The organism is Roseovarius roseus (assembly GCF_043355935.2).
Taxonomy (GTDB): domain Bacteria; phylum Pseudomonadota; class Alphaproteobacteria; order Rhodobacterales; family Rhodobacteraceae; genus Roseovarius; species Roseovarius roseus.
Genome location: NZ_JBHFPE020000004.1, coordinates 230,144 through 244,691, shown reverse-complemented (window position 1 = coordinate 244,691; position 14,548 = coordinate 230,144). Strand labels below are relative to the sequence as shown.

Here is a 14,548-nt window from a genome sequence, read left to right as displayed (position 1 = left end):
CTGACGGCGCCTCGTTGAATTCCGCCGCCTCCGTGCCCTTCGGTTCGGGGGCGGTTCTCATTCGGAGGCTTGCCCCACAATTAAAAGGGGCGCGCATGACAGCACGCCCCGACAGTTCCGAACACATCTACGACATGGACAGACGCGGGTCTGTCAAATCTTTTGGCCCTTGCGCAGATGCATGATCTGCCGCGCAACATACCACGTCACGGGAAGACTGATGACAAAGCCGACAACGGCGGCGACGATCACGCCATTCATGTCATCATAGCCCGCGACCAGCGCGACGATGACGGCGATCCCTGCCAGGGTGGTGCCGATGATTATATTCAGAAAACTGGCGAGCATCCACATGACAAGGCTCCTTCATGGACGGTGTTCAGATAGGCGCACCCTAACGCGCAAGGTATGCCGCCGCTTTGATCCATGTCATGTCGTCAGGCGGGAACCGTTGGCTTCGCGGCTGCGTTGTCGCGTTGATACCCCAACAGGAGATATGACATGCCTAAATTCGTAATCGCCCTGATCGCAATCGCTGGCCTTGCCGCGTGCAACACCGTCGAAGGCTTTGGCCAAGATGTTCAAAACACGGGCCAAGCAATCGAAGACGAGGCGGATTGAACGCCGCCGACGACATCGAACAAGGGGGTGGCGGTTTGGGCTGCCCCTTTTTTGCGCGCTTTGCCGCGTGATCAGTCCGGCTCAATGATACCTTAAGACATAGACGGCAGATTGGCGGCATGAGCCATACATCCATCGATTCGACCTACAGCTACTCCGTAACAGCCCCGCTTCCCGATGGGGCGCATAGCATGCAATTGGCGCAATCCGCGTTACGCACGGCCATCACGGCCCTGACGGGAGATCGGGCACCTCGGGTCGATGCGATGGTCTGTGTCGGAAACCGTATTTGCTCGGTTGTCACGGCCAGCGCCCCCATCGCGACGAATACGCGTCCGCGTGCCATACTGCGCTGCTTGACCCGTGGCATCGAAGGGCGGGCTGACAGCCACATACCGCCATCCAATGATATCTGGCCGAACCAGGTCACCGCGCGCCGCCTGCGCGGCACCGCTGCGCTGCGAAAGCAGATCGACATCTGCCACTTCACGCCCGTCCTGCGCGGATTGGTCCACCACCCCGAAGATTGGCCGATGTCCACTATCCGGGCGCGGCCCGCATCCCAGATGCTGGTTGCCTGACCGGGTCAGTTATCCATCTTGAGCGCCGAGATGAACGCCTCTTGCGGGATATCCACCTTGCCGAACTGGCGCATCTTCTTCTTGCCCGCCTTCTGCTTTTCCAGCAGCTTCTTCTTGCGGCTGGCATCGCCGCCATAGCATTTGGCCGTCACGTCCTTGCGCATCGCAGACAGCGTCTCGCGCGCGATGACCTTGCCGCCGATGGCCGCCTGGATCGGGATCTTGAACATGTGGCGCGGGATCAGGTCCTTGAGCTTTTCGACCATTGCACGCCCGCGCATTTCGGCGCGGTCGCGGTGCACCATCATGCTCAGCGCATCGACCGGCTCGTCATTCACGAGGATCGACATCTTGACCAGATTGTCGGTGCGATAGCCGGTCATCTGGTAGTCGAAGCTGGCATAGCCCTTGGTCACCGATTTCAGCCGGTCGTAGAAGTCGAAGACAACCTCGTTCAGCGGCAGATCATATACCACCATGGCGCGCGCGCCGGCATAGGTCAGATCCTCCTGAATGCCGCGCCGGTCCTGGCAGAGCTTCAGCACATCGCCCAGATATTCATCCGGCACGAGGATGGTCGCCTTGATGCGCGGCTCCTCGACATGATCGACCGTGCTCAGATCCGGCATGTCCGCCGGGTTGTGCAGCGGCAAAAGCGTGCCGTCCTTCATGTAGACGTTGTAGATGACCGACGGCGCGGTCGTGATCAGCTCGATGTTGTACTCGCGTTCCACCCGGTCGCGAATGACCTCAAGATGCAAGAGCCCCAGGAATCCGCAGCGAAAACCGAAGCCAAGCGCCGCGGAGGTCTCCATCTCGTAGCTGAAGGAGGCATCGTTCAGCGCCAGCTTCTCGATGGCATCGCGCAGGTCCTCGAACTCGGCGGAATCGACAGGAAAGAGGCCGCAGAACACCACCGGCACCGACGGTTTGAAACCCGGCAGAGGCGTGGCGCAAGGCGCCTTGTCATGGGTGATGGTGTCGCCGACCTTGGTGTCGCGCACCTGCTTGATCGACGCGGTGATAAAGCCGATCTCGCCCGGCTCCAGCTTGTCGACAACGGTCATCGCGGGGCGAAAGACGCCGATACGCTCGACTTGGTGGACACTGCCGTTTTGCATCATGCGCACCCGGTCGCCCTTTTTCAGAACGCCGTCCATAATGCGCACCAGCACAACAACGCCCAGGTAGAGGTCATACCAGCTGTCGACCAGCATCGCCTTGAGCGGTGCGTTGACGTCCCCGGTCGGCGGCGGCAGATGCTCGATGATCGCCTCCAGCGTCTCGATGATGCCCTGCCCGGTCTTGGCACTGACCCGGATCGCGCCCGAGGCGTCGATGCCGATCACATCCTCGATCTGCTCGGCCACACGCTCGCAATCGGTGGCGGGCAGGTCGATCTTGTTGAGGACCGGCACGATCTCGTGATTGGCGTCGATGGCGTGATAGACATTGGCCAGCGTCTGCGCCTCCACGCCTTGCGTCGAGTCCACCACCAGAAGCGATCCCTCGACCGCGCGCATCGAGCGGCTGACCTCATAAGCGAAATCGACATGGCCGGGCGTGTCGATCAGGTTCAGGATGTATTCCTCGCCATTCTTGGCGGTATAGTTGATCCGGACGGTCTGCGCCTTGATGGTGATACCGCGCTCGCGCTCGATATCCATGCTGTCCAGCATCTGTTCCTTCATGTCCCGTTCCGCGACCGTGTTGGTCTGCTGAATCAGGCGATCGGCCAGCGTGGATTTACCGTGGTCGATATGCGCCACGATGGAAAAATTGCGGATATGTGCAAGGTCTGTCATGCAACGGGATATGTATGGGATTGCATGTCTGGTCAAGGTGGATCGGCAGCGCCCGTGCCCCCTGTCCGCACCGCTATGCGCATGAGGCAGCCCACCGCATCTTCCGAATTGAAAACCGGGCGCGGATCGGGCAAACAGGCACGGGCAGGCCCGCCCTGCAACGGGCAGAAAAAACGGCACGAATTGAGGCACACGGATGAGAAATACCCTGATCGTCGGACTGATGCTGAGCCTTGCAGCCTGCGGCGGCGTGAATCGTTTTGAAAGGGCTGGCAACGCGCGCGCGCCGGCTCCCATCTATGCCCCGACTGCAAGCGGCCCGATCCGGTCAGCCTGTCTTGCTTCGGATCGCAGGGCGCGCACGAACCAGCTTTGCGGCTGCATTCAGGCGGTGGCGGACCAGAGCCTGAGCCGCTCGGACCAGTTGCGCGCAGTGAAATTCTATGGTGATCCGCAGGCGGCCCAAGATGTTCGCCAGTCGGACCGCGCCAGTGATGAGCGATTCTGGGATGCCTATTCTGAATACGGCAAGCGCGCCACGCAGATCTGCAGCTAGGGCACGAACCCGGCACCTGATATGGGCGCCGGGCGGGCCGATCCCGCTTCCGCGCGACCCTTAGCTGCAGACCGGAAAATGGCAGGTATAGCTGTGATCGTCGCCCATCTGCGTGCGGCCCGGCGCCTCGCTGCGGCACAGATCACGCGCCTTGGGGCAGCGGCCATGAAATTCGCAGCCCGTGGGCCGCTGCCTTGGGCTGGGCATCTCGCCGGTCAGGGTGATACGCGCATGAGCGGCATCGGGGTCAGGCTCGGGATTGGCGGAGAGTAGGGCCTCGGTGTAGGGGTGGCGCGGCGTGCTGAATATCTCGCCGGTCGGCCCCTGTTCGACAAAGCGGCCCAGATACATGATGGCCATCCGGTCAGTGATATGCCGCACGACGTTCAGGTTGTGCGTGATCACCAGGATCGCGATGCCCAGCCGCTCCTGCATCTCAGCCAGGAGGTTCAGCACCTCGGCCTGCACTGACATATCCAGGCCTGCCGTCGGCTCGTCCGCGATGACAAGGCGCGGGTCCAGTGCCAGCGCGCGCGCCACGCCCACACGCCGCGCCTGCCCGCCCGAGAGCTGATGGGGAAACCGCCCCGCGAAATGCGCAGGCAGCCCCACCATTTCCAGAAGGCGCGCGGCCTCGCGGCCCATATCGGCGCTCTTGCCGTGAATTTTCAGCGGCTCGGTCACAAGACTGCCCACCGTCAGCCGCGGCGAGAGGGAGCCGACAGGATCCTGCCACATCATCGCAATTTCGCGCCGAAGCCGCGCGTATTCCGCGGCGCCCGCGGCGGTGATGTCGCGCCCGTCAAAGCGAACGGTGCCGGAATGCGCCCGCTTGAGGCCCATGAGGCTGCGCGCGATGGTGGATTTACCAGATCCGCTTTCGCCGACAAGGCCCAGCGTCTCGCCCTTGCCAAGTGTGAACGAGACACCGGCGACGGCGTCGAACTCGGCCTCCGCGCCGGTGAGGGCGGCGCGGACACGGCCCATCGCGGGGTAGCGGATGAAAAGGTTTTCGACCTCCAGAAGCGCGCTCATGCCGGGCCCTCCCTGTCCAGAAGATGGCATTTCGCGCGATGCCCTGCGCTGTCGGCGCTATAGGGGCCGGGATGTTCGGTTCGGCACCGATCCCACGCATGGGTGCAGCGCCCGGCAAAGATGCAGCCCGGCGGCACGTCCACCAGATCGGGCAGCGTGCCGGCAATCGTCGGCAGGTGACGCGTCGCCACCTTGATCCGGGCCGGATCGCATTCCAACAGCGCCTGCGTATAGGGATGCGCCGCGCGGTGGAACACATCGCCGACGCTGCCCTGCTCGACGACCTCGCCCGCATACATGACGGTCACATCGTCGCACAGCTCGGCCACCGTCCCGAGGTGATGCGAGACAAAGACGATAGCGCAGCCGATCTCCTGTTGCAGCTCTTTCAGCAGTTCGATGATCTGCACCTCCAGCGTGGCATCCAGCGCCGTTGTCGGCTCGTCCGCGATCAGAAGGTCAGGCCTGGTTAACAGGGCCATCGCGATGCAGACCCGCTGGCGCATCCCGCCCGAAAACTGGTGCGGGTAGGCGCCCAGCTGCGCGGCGGCGTCGGGGATTCCGACCCGGTCCAGCATATCGGCGGCGCGCTGGCGCTTTTGCGATTTGGAGCCCGCGTCGCGATACTGGATATCCAGCATCTGCCGCCCGATGGTGATGACCGGGTTGAGTGCCGTCATCGGGTCCTGAAAGATCATCGACACGCGCTGCCCGCGAATATCGCGCAGCTGCCGCTCGGACATCTTGGTGACGTCCGCGCCGTTCAGCAGGATTTGCCCGCCCGTCACCTCTCCATTGGCCGAGAGGAGCCCCGCAAGGCTGTAGGCCAGCGTGGACTTGCCGCAACCGCTCTCACCTACCAGCCCCATGATGCGGCCCTTGGGTACGGTCAGGTCAATATCGCGCAGTGCCCGCAGGCGCCCGCGCGGGGTGGCGAACTCGATCGAGAGGCCCCGCACATCCAGAAGGGTCCCTGCGCTCATGGATCACGCCTCAGCTTGGGGTCAAAGATGTCGCGCAGCGCTTCGCCAAGGAAGGTAAAGCCCAGCGTGACGAGGATGATCGGCACCGATCCGGCGATCACCGGCCAGGGCGAATTGCGGATGAAATTGTAGCCGTCGTTCAATATCGTCCCCCAGCTGGGCGCAGGCGGGCGCACGCCCATCCCGAGAAAGCTGAGCCCCGCCTCGGTCGCGATGACCATGGGCACGTCCATCGAGGCCAGGATCAGGAGCGGGCCCAGCACGTTGGGCAGCACGTGAAGCCCGAGGATGCGGAAGGTGCTGGCGCCCATCGCCTTTTCGGCCAGGATGAATTCGGCATTGCGCAGCGCCATCGTCTGGGTGCGCACGATGCGCGCATAGATCGGGATCGACGTGATCGCCACGACCAGGATCACGGTATAGAGCGATGGGCCGATCAGCGTGACGACCGCAAGGCCGAAGACGATCACCGGAAAGGACCGGATCGCGTCGAAGACCAGCAAGAGGATGTTGTCCAGCCATTTCGGCCCGTATCCCGCGATCAACCCCAGCGCGAGGCCGATGGTCATCGCCGCGCCCAGCGTGGCGATGGCGACCAGCATGGCGATGCGCCCGCCCGCGATCACCCGGCTCAGAAGGTCCCGGCCCAGATGATCCGTGCCCAGCCAATGCGCCCATGAGGGCGGGCCCATGCGCGGGCCGATCATGATCTGGTTGGGATCGTATGGGGCCAGCCAAGGCGCGAAAATGGCGGTGCCGACGATGATCAGCACAAGGATCAGCCCCATCAGGCCCATCGGGTTCTGCGCCAGCTGGCCCAGATAGATGCGCAAGGCCGAGGGCTGGCTGTAGGATGCGGTCTCGCTCATGTCACAGCCCCTCGCGCTGGCGCGGATCCAGCCACGCGATGATGAGATCCGAGATCAGCGTCGCCAGAACGATGATCGCCGTGGTGATCAGCACGGCGCCCAGAACGATGGGATAATTCCGCTCGTTCACCGCCGAGACGATCAGCGCGCCGATGCCGGGGCGGGCAAAGATCACCTCGACGAAAACCGCCGCCGAGAAGAGATGCGCGACCCCTGCCCCGATCAGTGTGACGGCGGGCAGCACGGCGATGCGCAGCACATAGGCGCGGGTGATGCGCTGCTCGGTCAGACCAAAGGCGCGGGCCATGCGCACATGGTTCTCGCCCATGACCTCCAGCATCGCGGCGCGCACGATGCGCGCGATATAGCCGACCCAGCTGACGCCGACGGCGAAGGCAGGCAGGATAAGGTGGATGATCTGATCGCCAAACCCCTCGCCCGCACCGATGGCCGGCAGCCAGCCCAGCCAGACCGCGAAGATCAGCACGCCGTAAAGGGCCATGACAAAGGACGGGATCGAAATCGTGCCAACCGACAGGATACCCGTGATCCGGTCGATCGAGGTGTTGCGCCGGATCGACGAATAAGCGCCCAGCGGAATCCCGATGGCTGCGGCCCAGAGGATCGACACGCTGATCAGGGCCAGCGTGTAAGGCAACGCCTCCAACACAATGGTCGTGACCGAGCGGCCGGTGAATACGTCGATGCCCATATCGCCGCGCAGGAGATTGCCGAAGAAGGTCATCATCTGAACGGCAAAGGGTCGATCAAGGCCCATCGCCTGCCGCGTCTGCTCGATCAGTTCAGGCGTGGCGCGCGGCCCGAGGACCATCACCGCCGGATCGCCCGGCACGAGGTGCAGCATCACGTTGAGCAGCGTCACCGCGACCACGATGATCAGCGCAGACAGCAGGGCCCTCTGGAATGCGTAGAGTGCCATGAAATTCGCGGCCTTTCTTTTGCGCCGCGCGCGGACGCGGCAAGGGGGTCATCAACATGGCGTGGCCCGGCCCCTGTCATGCGGTCAGGGGCCGGGCCGCCGAGGTCAGGCGCGGCTCAGGCTGGCTTGAAGCCCAGGTAAAGCGGGCGGGCATCAGGCCGCAACGCGGGTTCCACATCATCGCGGAACATCACCGGGCTGCCCTCATGCGTGAGGAAGCGGTAGGCGCCCGACTCCTCCATCATGTCCTGCATCCGGCGATACATCTCGGCGCGCTTCTCGCTATCCTCTTCGCTCAGCGCGGCCTCGTGCAGCTTGTCGAATTCGGGATTCGAGAACCGCTCCCAGTTCCAGACGCCGACCTGCTCGGTGGTGAACCACGAGGTCGCATAGAACGGATCCGGCAGCATCGAGAAGCGGTTGATGACCAACTGCATGTCCTTCCAGCGCTCGCCCTCGCTCTCCATGCCCAGCGTCCAGAACGAGCCGCTATCCTGCACATTGACCTGCACCTGGATACCGATCTGGCCCAACTGCGCCTGGATGACCTCGGCGATGGTCTTCCATGTCGTCGCGTTCAGCGTGTCGATCGTGATGGGCTGCGACGGGGCGCCGCCCGCCTTCTCCAGATACGCGCGCGCCTTGTCCAGATCGCCCTCGGGCGGCACGATGGACTGCTCGCGGTGGCCGGTGAGACCGGGCGCGATGAGGCCGGTCGAGGGCGCGGCCTCGCCGAAATAGGCGGCATCCATGATCTGCGGCACGTTGATCGCGTATTGGATCGCCTTGCGCAGATTCTCGTCCTTCAGCACGTCGTTTTCGAGGTTCATGCCCACCCAGACATAGTAGAGAGACGGGTATTCCTCGATCGTCGTGTTAGCGGGCGGGTTCGCCTTGTAGTTCGCGAGGCTCGACAGGGTGATCGCGGTATAGTCCAGATCGCCCGCCTCATAGGCGCGCTCGGCCACCTTCTCGTCGTCCATCGGGATGATGCGGATTTCGTCATAACCGGGCTTGAGATCGCCGGAATAGTCGGGATTGCGCACCATCTTGACGTATTGGTTCGGCTTCCATTCATCGAGCATGTAGGGCCCCGAGAAGGCCGGCGGGGTCATGTTGAAATCGCTGCCATCGCCGGTGGCTTCCATCACGGCCTTTTTCGACACGATATGGCCGACGCCGTAGGGGATGGTGATGGTCCATAGCGGCTGGAACGCCTTTTCCAGCACGATGGTACCGGCGTATTTGTCCTCGGGGTCCAGTTCGACCGATTGCAGCGGGCCCCAATCGCCCTTGACCGGGCTGTCATGCTCCAGCACACGCTCGAACGAGAATTTCACGTCCTCGGCCGTCATCTCGCCATAGCCGCCCGAGAACATGATGCCGGGCTTCAGCTTGAACCGGATATGCGTGTCGTCGATCTGCTCCAGCTCCTCGGCGGCCTCCAGTTCGATCTCCCATTCGCGGCCCGGCTTGTAGCGCGCCAGCTTGGAATAGATGCAGTTCATCACGTCGACATTGTAGCCGTTCTGGTAGAAACCGGGGTCCAGCTTGTCGATATCGGCATAGGAAAAGGCGCGCAGCACGCTGCCCGACTGGGCATAGAGCGCATTGGACAGCGGCATGGTGCCGGCCGCAAGGCCCGCTGCGGCGGCGCCTTGCAGGAAGCCGCGCCGGCCGAGGGTGATGGTGTGTGTGGTCTTGGACATTCTATCCTCCTTGGGGTTTCGCGGTGCGCCTCGCTGGACGCCCGTCATTCATTTTGCGGTGCGCGCGCCCTAGACGTGGTCGCGCGCTATGCTCTCGTTCCATTCTTCTTCATGGGCCAGCGTTTCGCCCTCCCATGCACGTAGCTTGGCACGGATCAGCCAGTGGGTGTGCGTCGTCGTCACATGCGTCTCGGTCTCGGAGCGCGTGGCCCAGTCGCCGCGCCTCGAGCTGTGCTTCCATATGATATGTGCAGTCGGGGCATGGTCATGGGGGCTGGCAAGCTCGTAGGTCTCGACGCATTTCGTGCTGACGGTCAGGTCATTATCCACGATGCGGAAGGTGCCGTCATCATCCGTGATGATGACACGCGCGCCGCCGCTTTCCAGCCGCTCGACCTTCCAGTCGAAACCGCCCTTTTCCAGCGTGTCGGTCTGGAGGGGCGGCGCCGCGACGGGCGTACCCAGATCGCGCAGCTCGCCATCGGGGCCGCTCCGCTCGGGCAGGGTCAGGGTGCAATGGGCCAGATCGAGCGTCAGAACCGCAGGCTCGGGCGCGGGCCAGGCCATCGGGAAATAGGTGTTCGAGAGCGCAAGGCGCAGCTTGTGCCCCTTGCGCAGCGTCTGGGCCACATGTTTCAGCGGAACATGGGCAGTGTAGCCCTGACCCGGCACGAGATCCTCGGGATGCTCGTGGCTATCGCGATGCGTGAGATTCAGCATTCCGTAGCTGATGCGCGTGGCACTGCCATTTGGGGCCACGTCCACAAGCCGCGCGGCGATCAGCGCCACGGGCTTGTCGCAGGTGAAGGTGATGTCGAGCGTCGCATCGCCCGCAATCTCGAAATCAGCCTCCAGCGGCGCGGTCTCAAACGTCACGCTCGCGTCGTCATCCGGCCCCTGATCGACCGGCTGATCGCCATGGTTGGCGTAAGAGCACCACTTCCCCGCCTGCAGGCCCACCGTCGCGGGGGTCGACACATGCGCCGTCCCCTGCCCCGCGTCGTCCCGCGCCAGAGAGCCATCCTCGGCCATTGACCACGCCACGCGGGAGACATTCGGCGAGGGCCAGGACGGCTCGCTGACCCAGCGGCCCTCGCGCGCCGCGTAGCTGCCTTGCGGCGCTGCGTGATCCTGCATGAAGAGCCGCATCTGCGGCTCGTCCATGACGCCGGTCTCGCGACCCTTCAGCCATTGATCCCACCAGCGCAGCTCCTCGCTCAGCCAGTCGATGGCGGGGCCCGGCGCGCCGATATGGGGGTATTTATGCGCCCAAGGGCCAACCAGCGCTTTGCGGGGGCAGGTCAGGTTCTCCATCAGGCGAAACACCGTGCGCGGATAGCCATCGGCCCAGCCCGAGGCGGCATAGACCGGCACCTGCACGGCGAAATAATCCTCGCAGATCGAGCCGTGTTTCCAGAACGCATCGCGCGTCTGATGCCCGAGCCAGTTCTTGAGCCAGAGGCCGCTGCCCTTCAGCCGGTCCATCCACATCTCGCGCCAGCGCTCGCCCACATGGCGCGGATCGGGGGCGACGGTGTTGAAGCAGAACATCGTCGCCGCCCAGCTGATCTGCTCGCAGAGCATCGTCCCGCCCATGTAGTGAATGTCGTCCGCATAGCGATCATCGGTCGAGCAGAGCGTGACCACCGCCTTCAACGCTGGAGGTTGCAATGCAGCGATCTGAAGCCCGTTGAAGCCGCCCCAGGAGATGCCGACGATGCCGACATTGCCATCGCACCAGGTCTGCTCGGCCATCCAGGCGATGATGTCGCAGCCATCCTGAAGCTCGGATGCGGTGTATTCATCCTTCATCACCGCTTCGGATTCGCCGCAGCCGCGGATATCGACCCGCACATAGGCATAGCCATGCCCCGCGATATAGGGCGCGCGGGCGATGTCGCGCGCGAGCGTTCCGTCATTCTTGCGGTAGGGTAGGTATTCGAGGATCGCGGGCACCGGCGCGCCCTCTGCATCCTCCGGCATCCATATCCGCGCGGCGAGGCGCGTGCCGTCCGGCATCGTGATTTCGGTATGCTCGATCTCGCGCACCGGGTGGGGAAATTCAGTGACTGTCTGCATGTGGCGCACCCATGTCTTGAGGTGTGATTTCGGGTCAAGTAAACGCTTCTGCCGCCGCTCCCGCAATTTCGCAAATACGCGGCACTTGACACTATTTGTGCGTCACTATGCGATAGGCACATGACCCATGATCCTTTCGCTAGCAATCTCGCCTATGCCTGCAGCCTGCTGCCCTCGATTGCCGAGGTTTGCAGGCGGCTGGGCATCAATCGGCAGCAATTCAACAAGTATCTGGCCGGAACCGTGCGGCCCTCGCGGCATAACATGCAGCGGATCTGCGACTTCTTCGGCGTGACCGAATCGGAGTTGCTGATGGACCCGCCCCGTTTCGCCAGCCTGATCTCGCTCCGCAAACCCACACCGCGCAGCCCCGCCGCGCCTCAGTATTACGATGCGCTGGAGCGGCTCCATCGCCTCTCGGGCGAGATGGCACGCTATACCGGCTGGTATTTCCGCTATTTCTATACCTTCGGGTATCCCGGAAAGATCACCCGCTCGCTTGCCGTCATATCGGAAGAAGATGGACGCTATCTGTGGAAGAATATCGAGACCGGGATCGACCCCGACCGCGACCATGAAAGGTTCGTGGGCAAATATGAAGGGCTCGCCTTTCACCTTGGCCACCGGATTCACATCATCGAGCATGACGTGCTGGCCGCCAGTTCGATCACGCAGCTGATGCTCTACCCATCCTACACACCGCGCCCGGGTCATCTGCGCGGCGTCCAGACGGGCGGCTCGATGCGCCGGGGGCGCAAGCCTGCGGCCTCGGCGGTGATGCTGGAATATCTGGGCGACGCGATCGACCACCGCCGCGCGCTGTCGCGCTGCGGCCTCTTCGCGCCCGAAGAGATCGACGACTGGATCAAGCGCCAGATCGAGAACCGCATCGCGCCGGGCGAATGGGTGTTCGAGATCGACGAGATTTGACGCATACCGCCGCAGCTGCGCGACCTCAAACCTCTCGATCCGTGCGGTGCCATCCGCATATCAGTTGGGGTGACGCGACCTGTCCCTACCCGAGCCGCTTCTCCCAAGGGTCTCGAAATACCCCCGGGGCCTTGCCGCGCGTTGCCCTGCGTGCCAAATCAGCCGCAACATGACCAGCGCAAGGGCCAATGACATGCAGACCGACGTGGCGATCATCGGTGGCGGCCTCTCCGGTCTGGCACTGGCGCGGCAGCTTCAGAATGACGGAATCGATTTTCAACTGTTCGAGGCGCGCAACCGCTTGGGCGGGCGCATCGACGCGCTGAAGCTGCCCGGCGGGGCGGTCGAGCTGGGCCCCTCATGGCTCTGGCCCGGTCAGCCCCGCATGGCGGCGTTGCTGAAGGATCTGGGTCTGCGCAGCTTTGCCCAGTATTCCCAAGGACTGTCCCTGGCTGAGGATGCGGCTGGCCGAGTTCACAAGGGCGCGGGCTATGCCTCGATGGCGGGCGCGCTGCGGATCGAGGGCGGCGCGGCGCGCTTGATCGACGCGCTGGCCCGCACCCTGCCGCAGGAGCGGCTGCACCTCTCGGCGCCCGCGCAGGCACTGTCCGAGGCGGGTCAGGTCACGCTGGAGGATGGCCGTATCTGCCGTGCGGGGACGACCGTTCTGGCCCTACCGCCCCGGATTGCGGCGCGCCTCACCACATCGCCCGCGCTGCCGGAACCCGCGATGCGCGCCCTCACCGCGATCCCCACATGGATGGCCGGCCATGCCAAGTTCGTCGCAGCCTATGACGCGCCCTTCTGGCGGGACGCGGCACTCTCGGGCGACGCGGTCAGCGCGATCGGACCGCTCGCCGAAATCCACGACGCGTCGGGGCCGAATGGCGCCCCCGCCGCGCTCTTTGGCTTTGTCGGCGTGCCCGCAGATCAGCGCAGGGATCATGCCCAAGCGCTCAAGGACGCCGCAATCGACCAGTTGGCGCGCCTCTTTGGCCCTGCAGCGCGGGCGCCGATTGCCACCGCACTCATGGACTGGGCCACCGCGCCCGAGACGGCGACCGAGGCGGACCGCCATCCCCCGCGCATGCATCCAGCCTATGGCCTGCCGCGCGCGGTCGCCGGCCTCTGGGACGGGAGGCTGCTCTTTGCCGGGGCCGAAATGGCCGATGACATGGGCGGCCTGATGGAAGGCGCGCTGGCCTCAGCCAATGCGGTCGCGGCGCGGATCGGTGGGGCCTAGCGCGGCGTCAGAAGCGGTGCCAGCAGCGGGTTGGGAAGCTGCCGCCGCACCGTCAAGGCGTGAAACTTCTCGGACAGGCCGATATCCTGCGCCGCCTCGCGCAAAAGGCCCGACGCCAGTTCGTTCTTGACCACGATGGGCGGCAGCACGGCCAGCCCGATATCCTCGCACGCCAGAGGCCGCATCATCGCCATCTCATCGACCTCGGCAGCCAGCACCGGCTCGACCCGAAGCCGCGTGCAGAGTATGTCGAACCCCGCGCGCAGCGGGCTTTCGGAGGCAGGCACGATCACCGGATGCGCCACCAATAGCGCGCTGCGATCGCCAGGGGCGCCCTCTCGCGCGGGGGTGCCGACGACGCTGACCGGCTACTCGGACAGGGTGTGGGCCATGAAACGGCTCATCGCATTGGGCGCCGGTGAGGGCGGCACGGCTGCCGTGCTGGCCGGGCTGGTGCTGATCGGCGGCTTTACCGCGCTTTTCGGCGGGCTGGTGATGCTGACCCAGCCGACGGTCAAGGCATCCCTGGCGTGGTCGACTGTAGCCCAGATGGGCTTCATGATCCTGCAATGCGGCATCGCACTTTTCCCGCTGACCTTGCTGCATATCGTGGCGCATTCACTCTACAGGGCGCATGCGTTCCTGTCCTCGGGTGGTGCGGTCACGCTGGTCGCGTCGACCCGGCGTTCCGGCCCAGTGGCGGTGCCCAGCCTGTCCAATGGCGCGCGCGCCTTTGCGCCGGCCATCGCGATCTATGTCTGCGTCTACGTCGCCACGGATCTTGCCTTGAGCTTTGGCGCGAAATCGCCGCAGGCGCGGGCGCTGGGGGCGATCCTGATCTTCGGTGTCGCCTATCTGCTGGCGCAGGGACTTGCCGATGCGGCACCCCGCGCGCCGACGCAGCGCACAGCGCTTTTGTCGGGCATCGCGGTGGCCAGCTATGTGGTACTCCAGCGGCTGGCCGATTGGATAACCTCGGGCACCCTGCCCATGACGCCGCCGCCGGGCGATCTGGAATGGACGCTGATCCTGCTGGCGCTGCTCAGCTTCGGCCTTGTCGCGCTGGCGCAGGCGGCGCTGCCGCTCTGGTCGCACCGCCCGGCAGCGAAGGGCCTGCGCATCCATCTTTCGAACGGACTTTACATCAACGCGGTCGAGGACCGGCTGCTGCGCGGCTGGGCCTAGCCCACACCCGCC

Annotated in this window: 14 protein-coding genes and 1 pseudogene; 6 read left to right on the top strand and 9 right to left on the bottom strand. The window is 64.3% G+C overall.

Annotated features, from left to right (window positions below):
* Positions 1 to 153: 153 nt before the first annotated feature.
* Complete coding sequence (locus ACEWPL_RS09485; RefSeq protein ID WP_393931703.1) at positions 154 to 354, bottom strand: CTP synthetase; 201 nt, start codon at positions 352 to 354, stop codon at positions 154 to 156.
* Positions 355 to 501: 147 nt separating this feature from the next.
* Between ACEWPL_RS09485 and ACEWPL_RS09480 the strand changes: the two genes are divergently transcribed.
* Together ACEWPL_RS09480 and ACEWPL_RS09475 are read left to right on the top strand one after the other, a co-directional pair.
* Positions 502 to 621, top strand: a complete 120-nt coding sequence (locus ACEWPL_RS09480) for an entericidin A/B family lipoprotein (RefSeq protein ID WP_393931701.1) — start codon at positions 502 to 504, stop codon at positions 619 to 621.
* 119 nt (positions 622 to 740) lie between these two features.
* Positions 741 to 1,202, top strand: a complete 462-nt coding sequence (locus tag ACEWPL_RS09475) for a hypothetical protein (RefSeq protein ID WP_393931699.1) — start codon at positions 741 to 743, stop codon at positions 1,200 to 1,202.
* A 5-nt stretch (positions 1,203 to 1,207) separates the two neighbouring features.
* Here ACEWPL_RS09475 and lepA read toward each other — a convergent pair whose 3' ends face one another.
* Positions 1,208 to 3,007 (bottom strand): translation elongation factor 4, encoded by a 1,800-nt coding sequence (gene lepA, locus ACEWPL_RS09470; protein WP_393931697.1) that lies wholly within the window; start codon positions 3,005 to 3,007, stop codon positions 1,208 to 1,210.
* Between the two features lie 196 nt (positions 3,008 to 3,203).
* On the opposite strand from lepA, the gene ACEWPL_RS09465 reads away from it, so the two are divergent.
* Positions 3,204 to 3,563: a hypothetical protein gene (locus ACEWPL_RS09465; protein WP_393931695.1), complete on the top strand. Its 360-nt coding sequence runs from the start codon at positions 3,204 to 3,206 to the stop codon at positions 3,561 to 3,563.
* Between the two features lie 60 nt (positions 3,564 to 3,623).
* Here ACEWPL_RS09465 and ACEWPL_RS09460 read toward each other — a convergent pair whose 3' ends face one another.
* The 6 genes from ACEWPL_RS09460 to ACEWPL_RS09435 all read right to left on the bottom strand — a co-directional run bounded on the left by ACEWPL_RS09460 (position 3,624) and on the right by ACEWPL_RS09435 (position 11,178).
* The gene (locus ACEWPL_RS09460; protein WP_393931693.1) at positions 3,624 to 4,598 is read right to left on the bottom strand and encodes an ABC transporter ATP-binding protein; all 975 of its coding nucleotides are present in this window, start codon (positions 4,596 to 4,598) and stop codon (positions 3,624 to 3,626) included.
* On the bottom strand, positions 4,595 to 5,581 hold the full coding sequence (locus ACEWPL_RS09455) for an ABC transporter ATP-binding protein (protein WP_393931691.1): 987 nt from the start codon (positions 5,579 to 5,581) through the stop codon (positions 4,595 to 4,597). The genes ACEWPL_RS09460 and ACEWPL_RS09455 overlap by 4 nt, the downstream gene beginning before the upstream one ends.
* The gene (locus ACEWPL_RS09450) at positions 5,578 to 6,450 is read right to left on the bottom strand and encodes an ABC transporter permease (protein WP_393931689.1); all 873 of its coding nucleotides are present in this window, start codon (positions 6,448 to 6,450) and stop codon (positions 5,578 to 5,580) included. Before ACEWPL_RS09450 ends, ACEWPL_RS09455 begins: the two co-directional genes overlap by 4 nt.
* Before the next feature lies 1 nt (position 6,451).
* Positions 6,452 to 7,390 (bottom strand): ABC transporter permease, encoded by a 939-nt coding sequence (locus ACEWPL_RS09445; RefSeq protein WP_393931687.1) that lies wholly within the window; start codon positions 7,388 to 7,390, stop codon positions 6,452 to 6,454.
* 116 nt (positions 7,391 to 7,506) lie between these two features.
* Complete coding sequence (locus ACEWPL_RS09440) at positions 7,507 to 9,099, bottom strand: ABC transporter substrate-binding protein (protein ID WP_393931685.1); 1,593 nt, start codon at positions 9,097 to 9,099, stop codon at positions 7,507 to 7,509.
* A gap of 69 nt (positions 9,100 to 9,168) precedes the next feature.
* Complete coding sequence (locus tag ACEWPL_RS09435; protein ID WP_393931683.1) at positions 9,169 to 11,178, bottom strand: CocE/NonD family hydrolase; 2,010 nt, start codon at positions 11,176 to 11,178, stop codon at positions 9,169 to 9,171.
* Positions 11,179 to 11,298: 120 nt separating this feature from the next.
* Here ACEWPL_RS09435 and ACEWPL_RS09430 point away from each other — a divergent pair, with 120 nt between their 5' ends.
* On the top strand, positions 11,299 to 12,108 hold the full coding sequence (locus tag ACEWPL_RS09430) for a helix-turn-helix domain-containing protein (RefSeq protein WP_393931681.1): 810 nt from the start codon (positions 11,299 to 11,301) through the stop codon (positions 12,106 to 12,108).
* 169 nt (positions 12,109 to 12,277) lie between these two features.
* Positions 12,278 to 13,351, top strand: a complete 1,074-nt coding sequence (locus ACEWPL_RS09425) for a flavin monoamine oxidase family protein (protein WP_393931679.1) — start codon at positions 12,278 to 12,280, stop codon at positions 13,349 to 13,351.
* On the opposite strand, the gene ACEWPL_RS09420 is transcribed toward ACEWPL_RS09425, so the two are convergent.
* Positions 13,348 to 13,656 (bottom strand): LysR substrate-binding domain-containing protein, encoded by a 309-nt coding sequence (locus ACEWPL_RS09420; RefSeq protein ID WP_393931677.1) that lies wholly within the window; start codon positions 13,654 to 13,656, stop codon positions 13,348 to 13,350. The genes ACEWPL_RS09425 and ACEWPL_RS09420 overlap by 4 nt on opposite strands.
* Before the next feature lie 133 nt (positions 13,657 to 13,789).
* Here ACEWPL_RS09420 and ACEWPL_RS09415 point away from each other — a divergent pair.
* A pseudogene (locus ACEWPL_RS09415) lies at positions 13,790 to 14,536 on the top strand (proton-conducting transporter transmembrane domain-containing protein); the annotation flags it as partial.
* Positions 14,537 to 14,548: the final 12 nt, after the last annotated feature.

Excerpts from the sequence above, each read along its gene's own strand:
- ACEWPL_RS09450 (WP_393931689.1), bottom strand. The coding sequence starts at position 6,450 with ATGAGCGAGACCGCATCCTACAGCCAGCCCTCGGCCTTGCGCATCTAT.
- ACEWPL_RS09475 (WP_393931699.1), top strand. The coding sequence starts at position 741 with ATGAGCCATACATCCATCGATTCGACCTACAGCTACTCCGTAACAGCC.
- ACEWPL_RS09480 (WP_393931701.1), top strand. The coding sequence starts at position 502 with ATGCCTAAATTCGTAATCGCCCTGATCGCAATCGCTGGCCTTGCCGCG.
- ACEWPL_RS09425 (WP_393931679.1), top strand. The coding sequence starts at position 12,278 with ATGACCAGCGCAAGGGCCAATGACATGCAGACCGACGTGGCGATCATC.
- ACEWPL_RS09485 (WP_393931703.1), bottom strand. The coding sequence starts at position 354 with ATGTGGATGCTCGCCAGTTTTCTGAATATAATCATCGGCACCACCCTG.
- ACEWPL_RS09460 (WP_393931693.1), bottom strand. The coding sequence starts at position 4,598 with ATGAGCGCGCTTCTGGAGGTCGAAAACCTTTTCATCCGCTACCCCGCG.
- ACEWPL_RS09465 (WP_393931695.1), top strand. The coding sequence starts at position 3,204 with ATGAGAAATACCCTGATCGTCGGACTGATGCTGAGCCTTGCAGCCTGC.
- lepA (WP_393931697.1), bottom strand. The coding sequence starts at position 3,007 with ATGACAGACCTTGCACATATCCGCAATTTTTCCATCGTGGCGCATATC.
- ACEWPL_RS09435 (WP_393931683.1), bottom strand. The coding sequence starts at position 11,178 with ATGCAGACAGTCACTGAATTTCCCCACCCGGTGCGCGAGATCGAGCAT.
- ACEWPL_RS09440 (WP_393931685.1), bottom strand. The coding sequence starts at position 9,099 with ATGTCCAAGACCACACACACCATCACCCTCGGCCGGCGCGGCTTCCTG.
- ACEWPL_RS09445 (WP_393931687.1), bottom strand. The coding sequence starts at position 7,390 with ATGGCACTCTACGCATTCCAGAGGGCCCTGCTGTCTGCGCTGATCATC.
- ACEWPL_RS09430 (WP_393931681.1), top strand. The coding sequence starts at position 11,299 with ATGACCCATGATCCTTTCGCTAGCAATCTCGCCTATGCCTGCAGCCTG.
- ACEWPL_RS09455 (WP_393931691.1), bottom strand. The coding sequence starts at position 5,581 with ATGAGCGCAGGGACCCTTCTGGATGTGCGGGGCCTCTCGATCGAGTTC.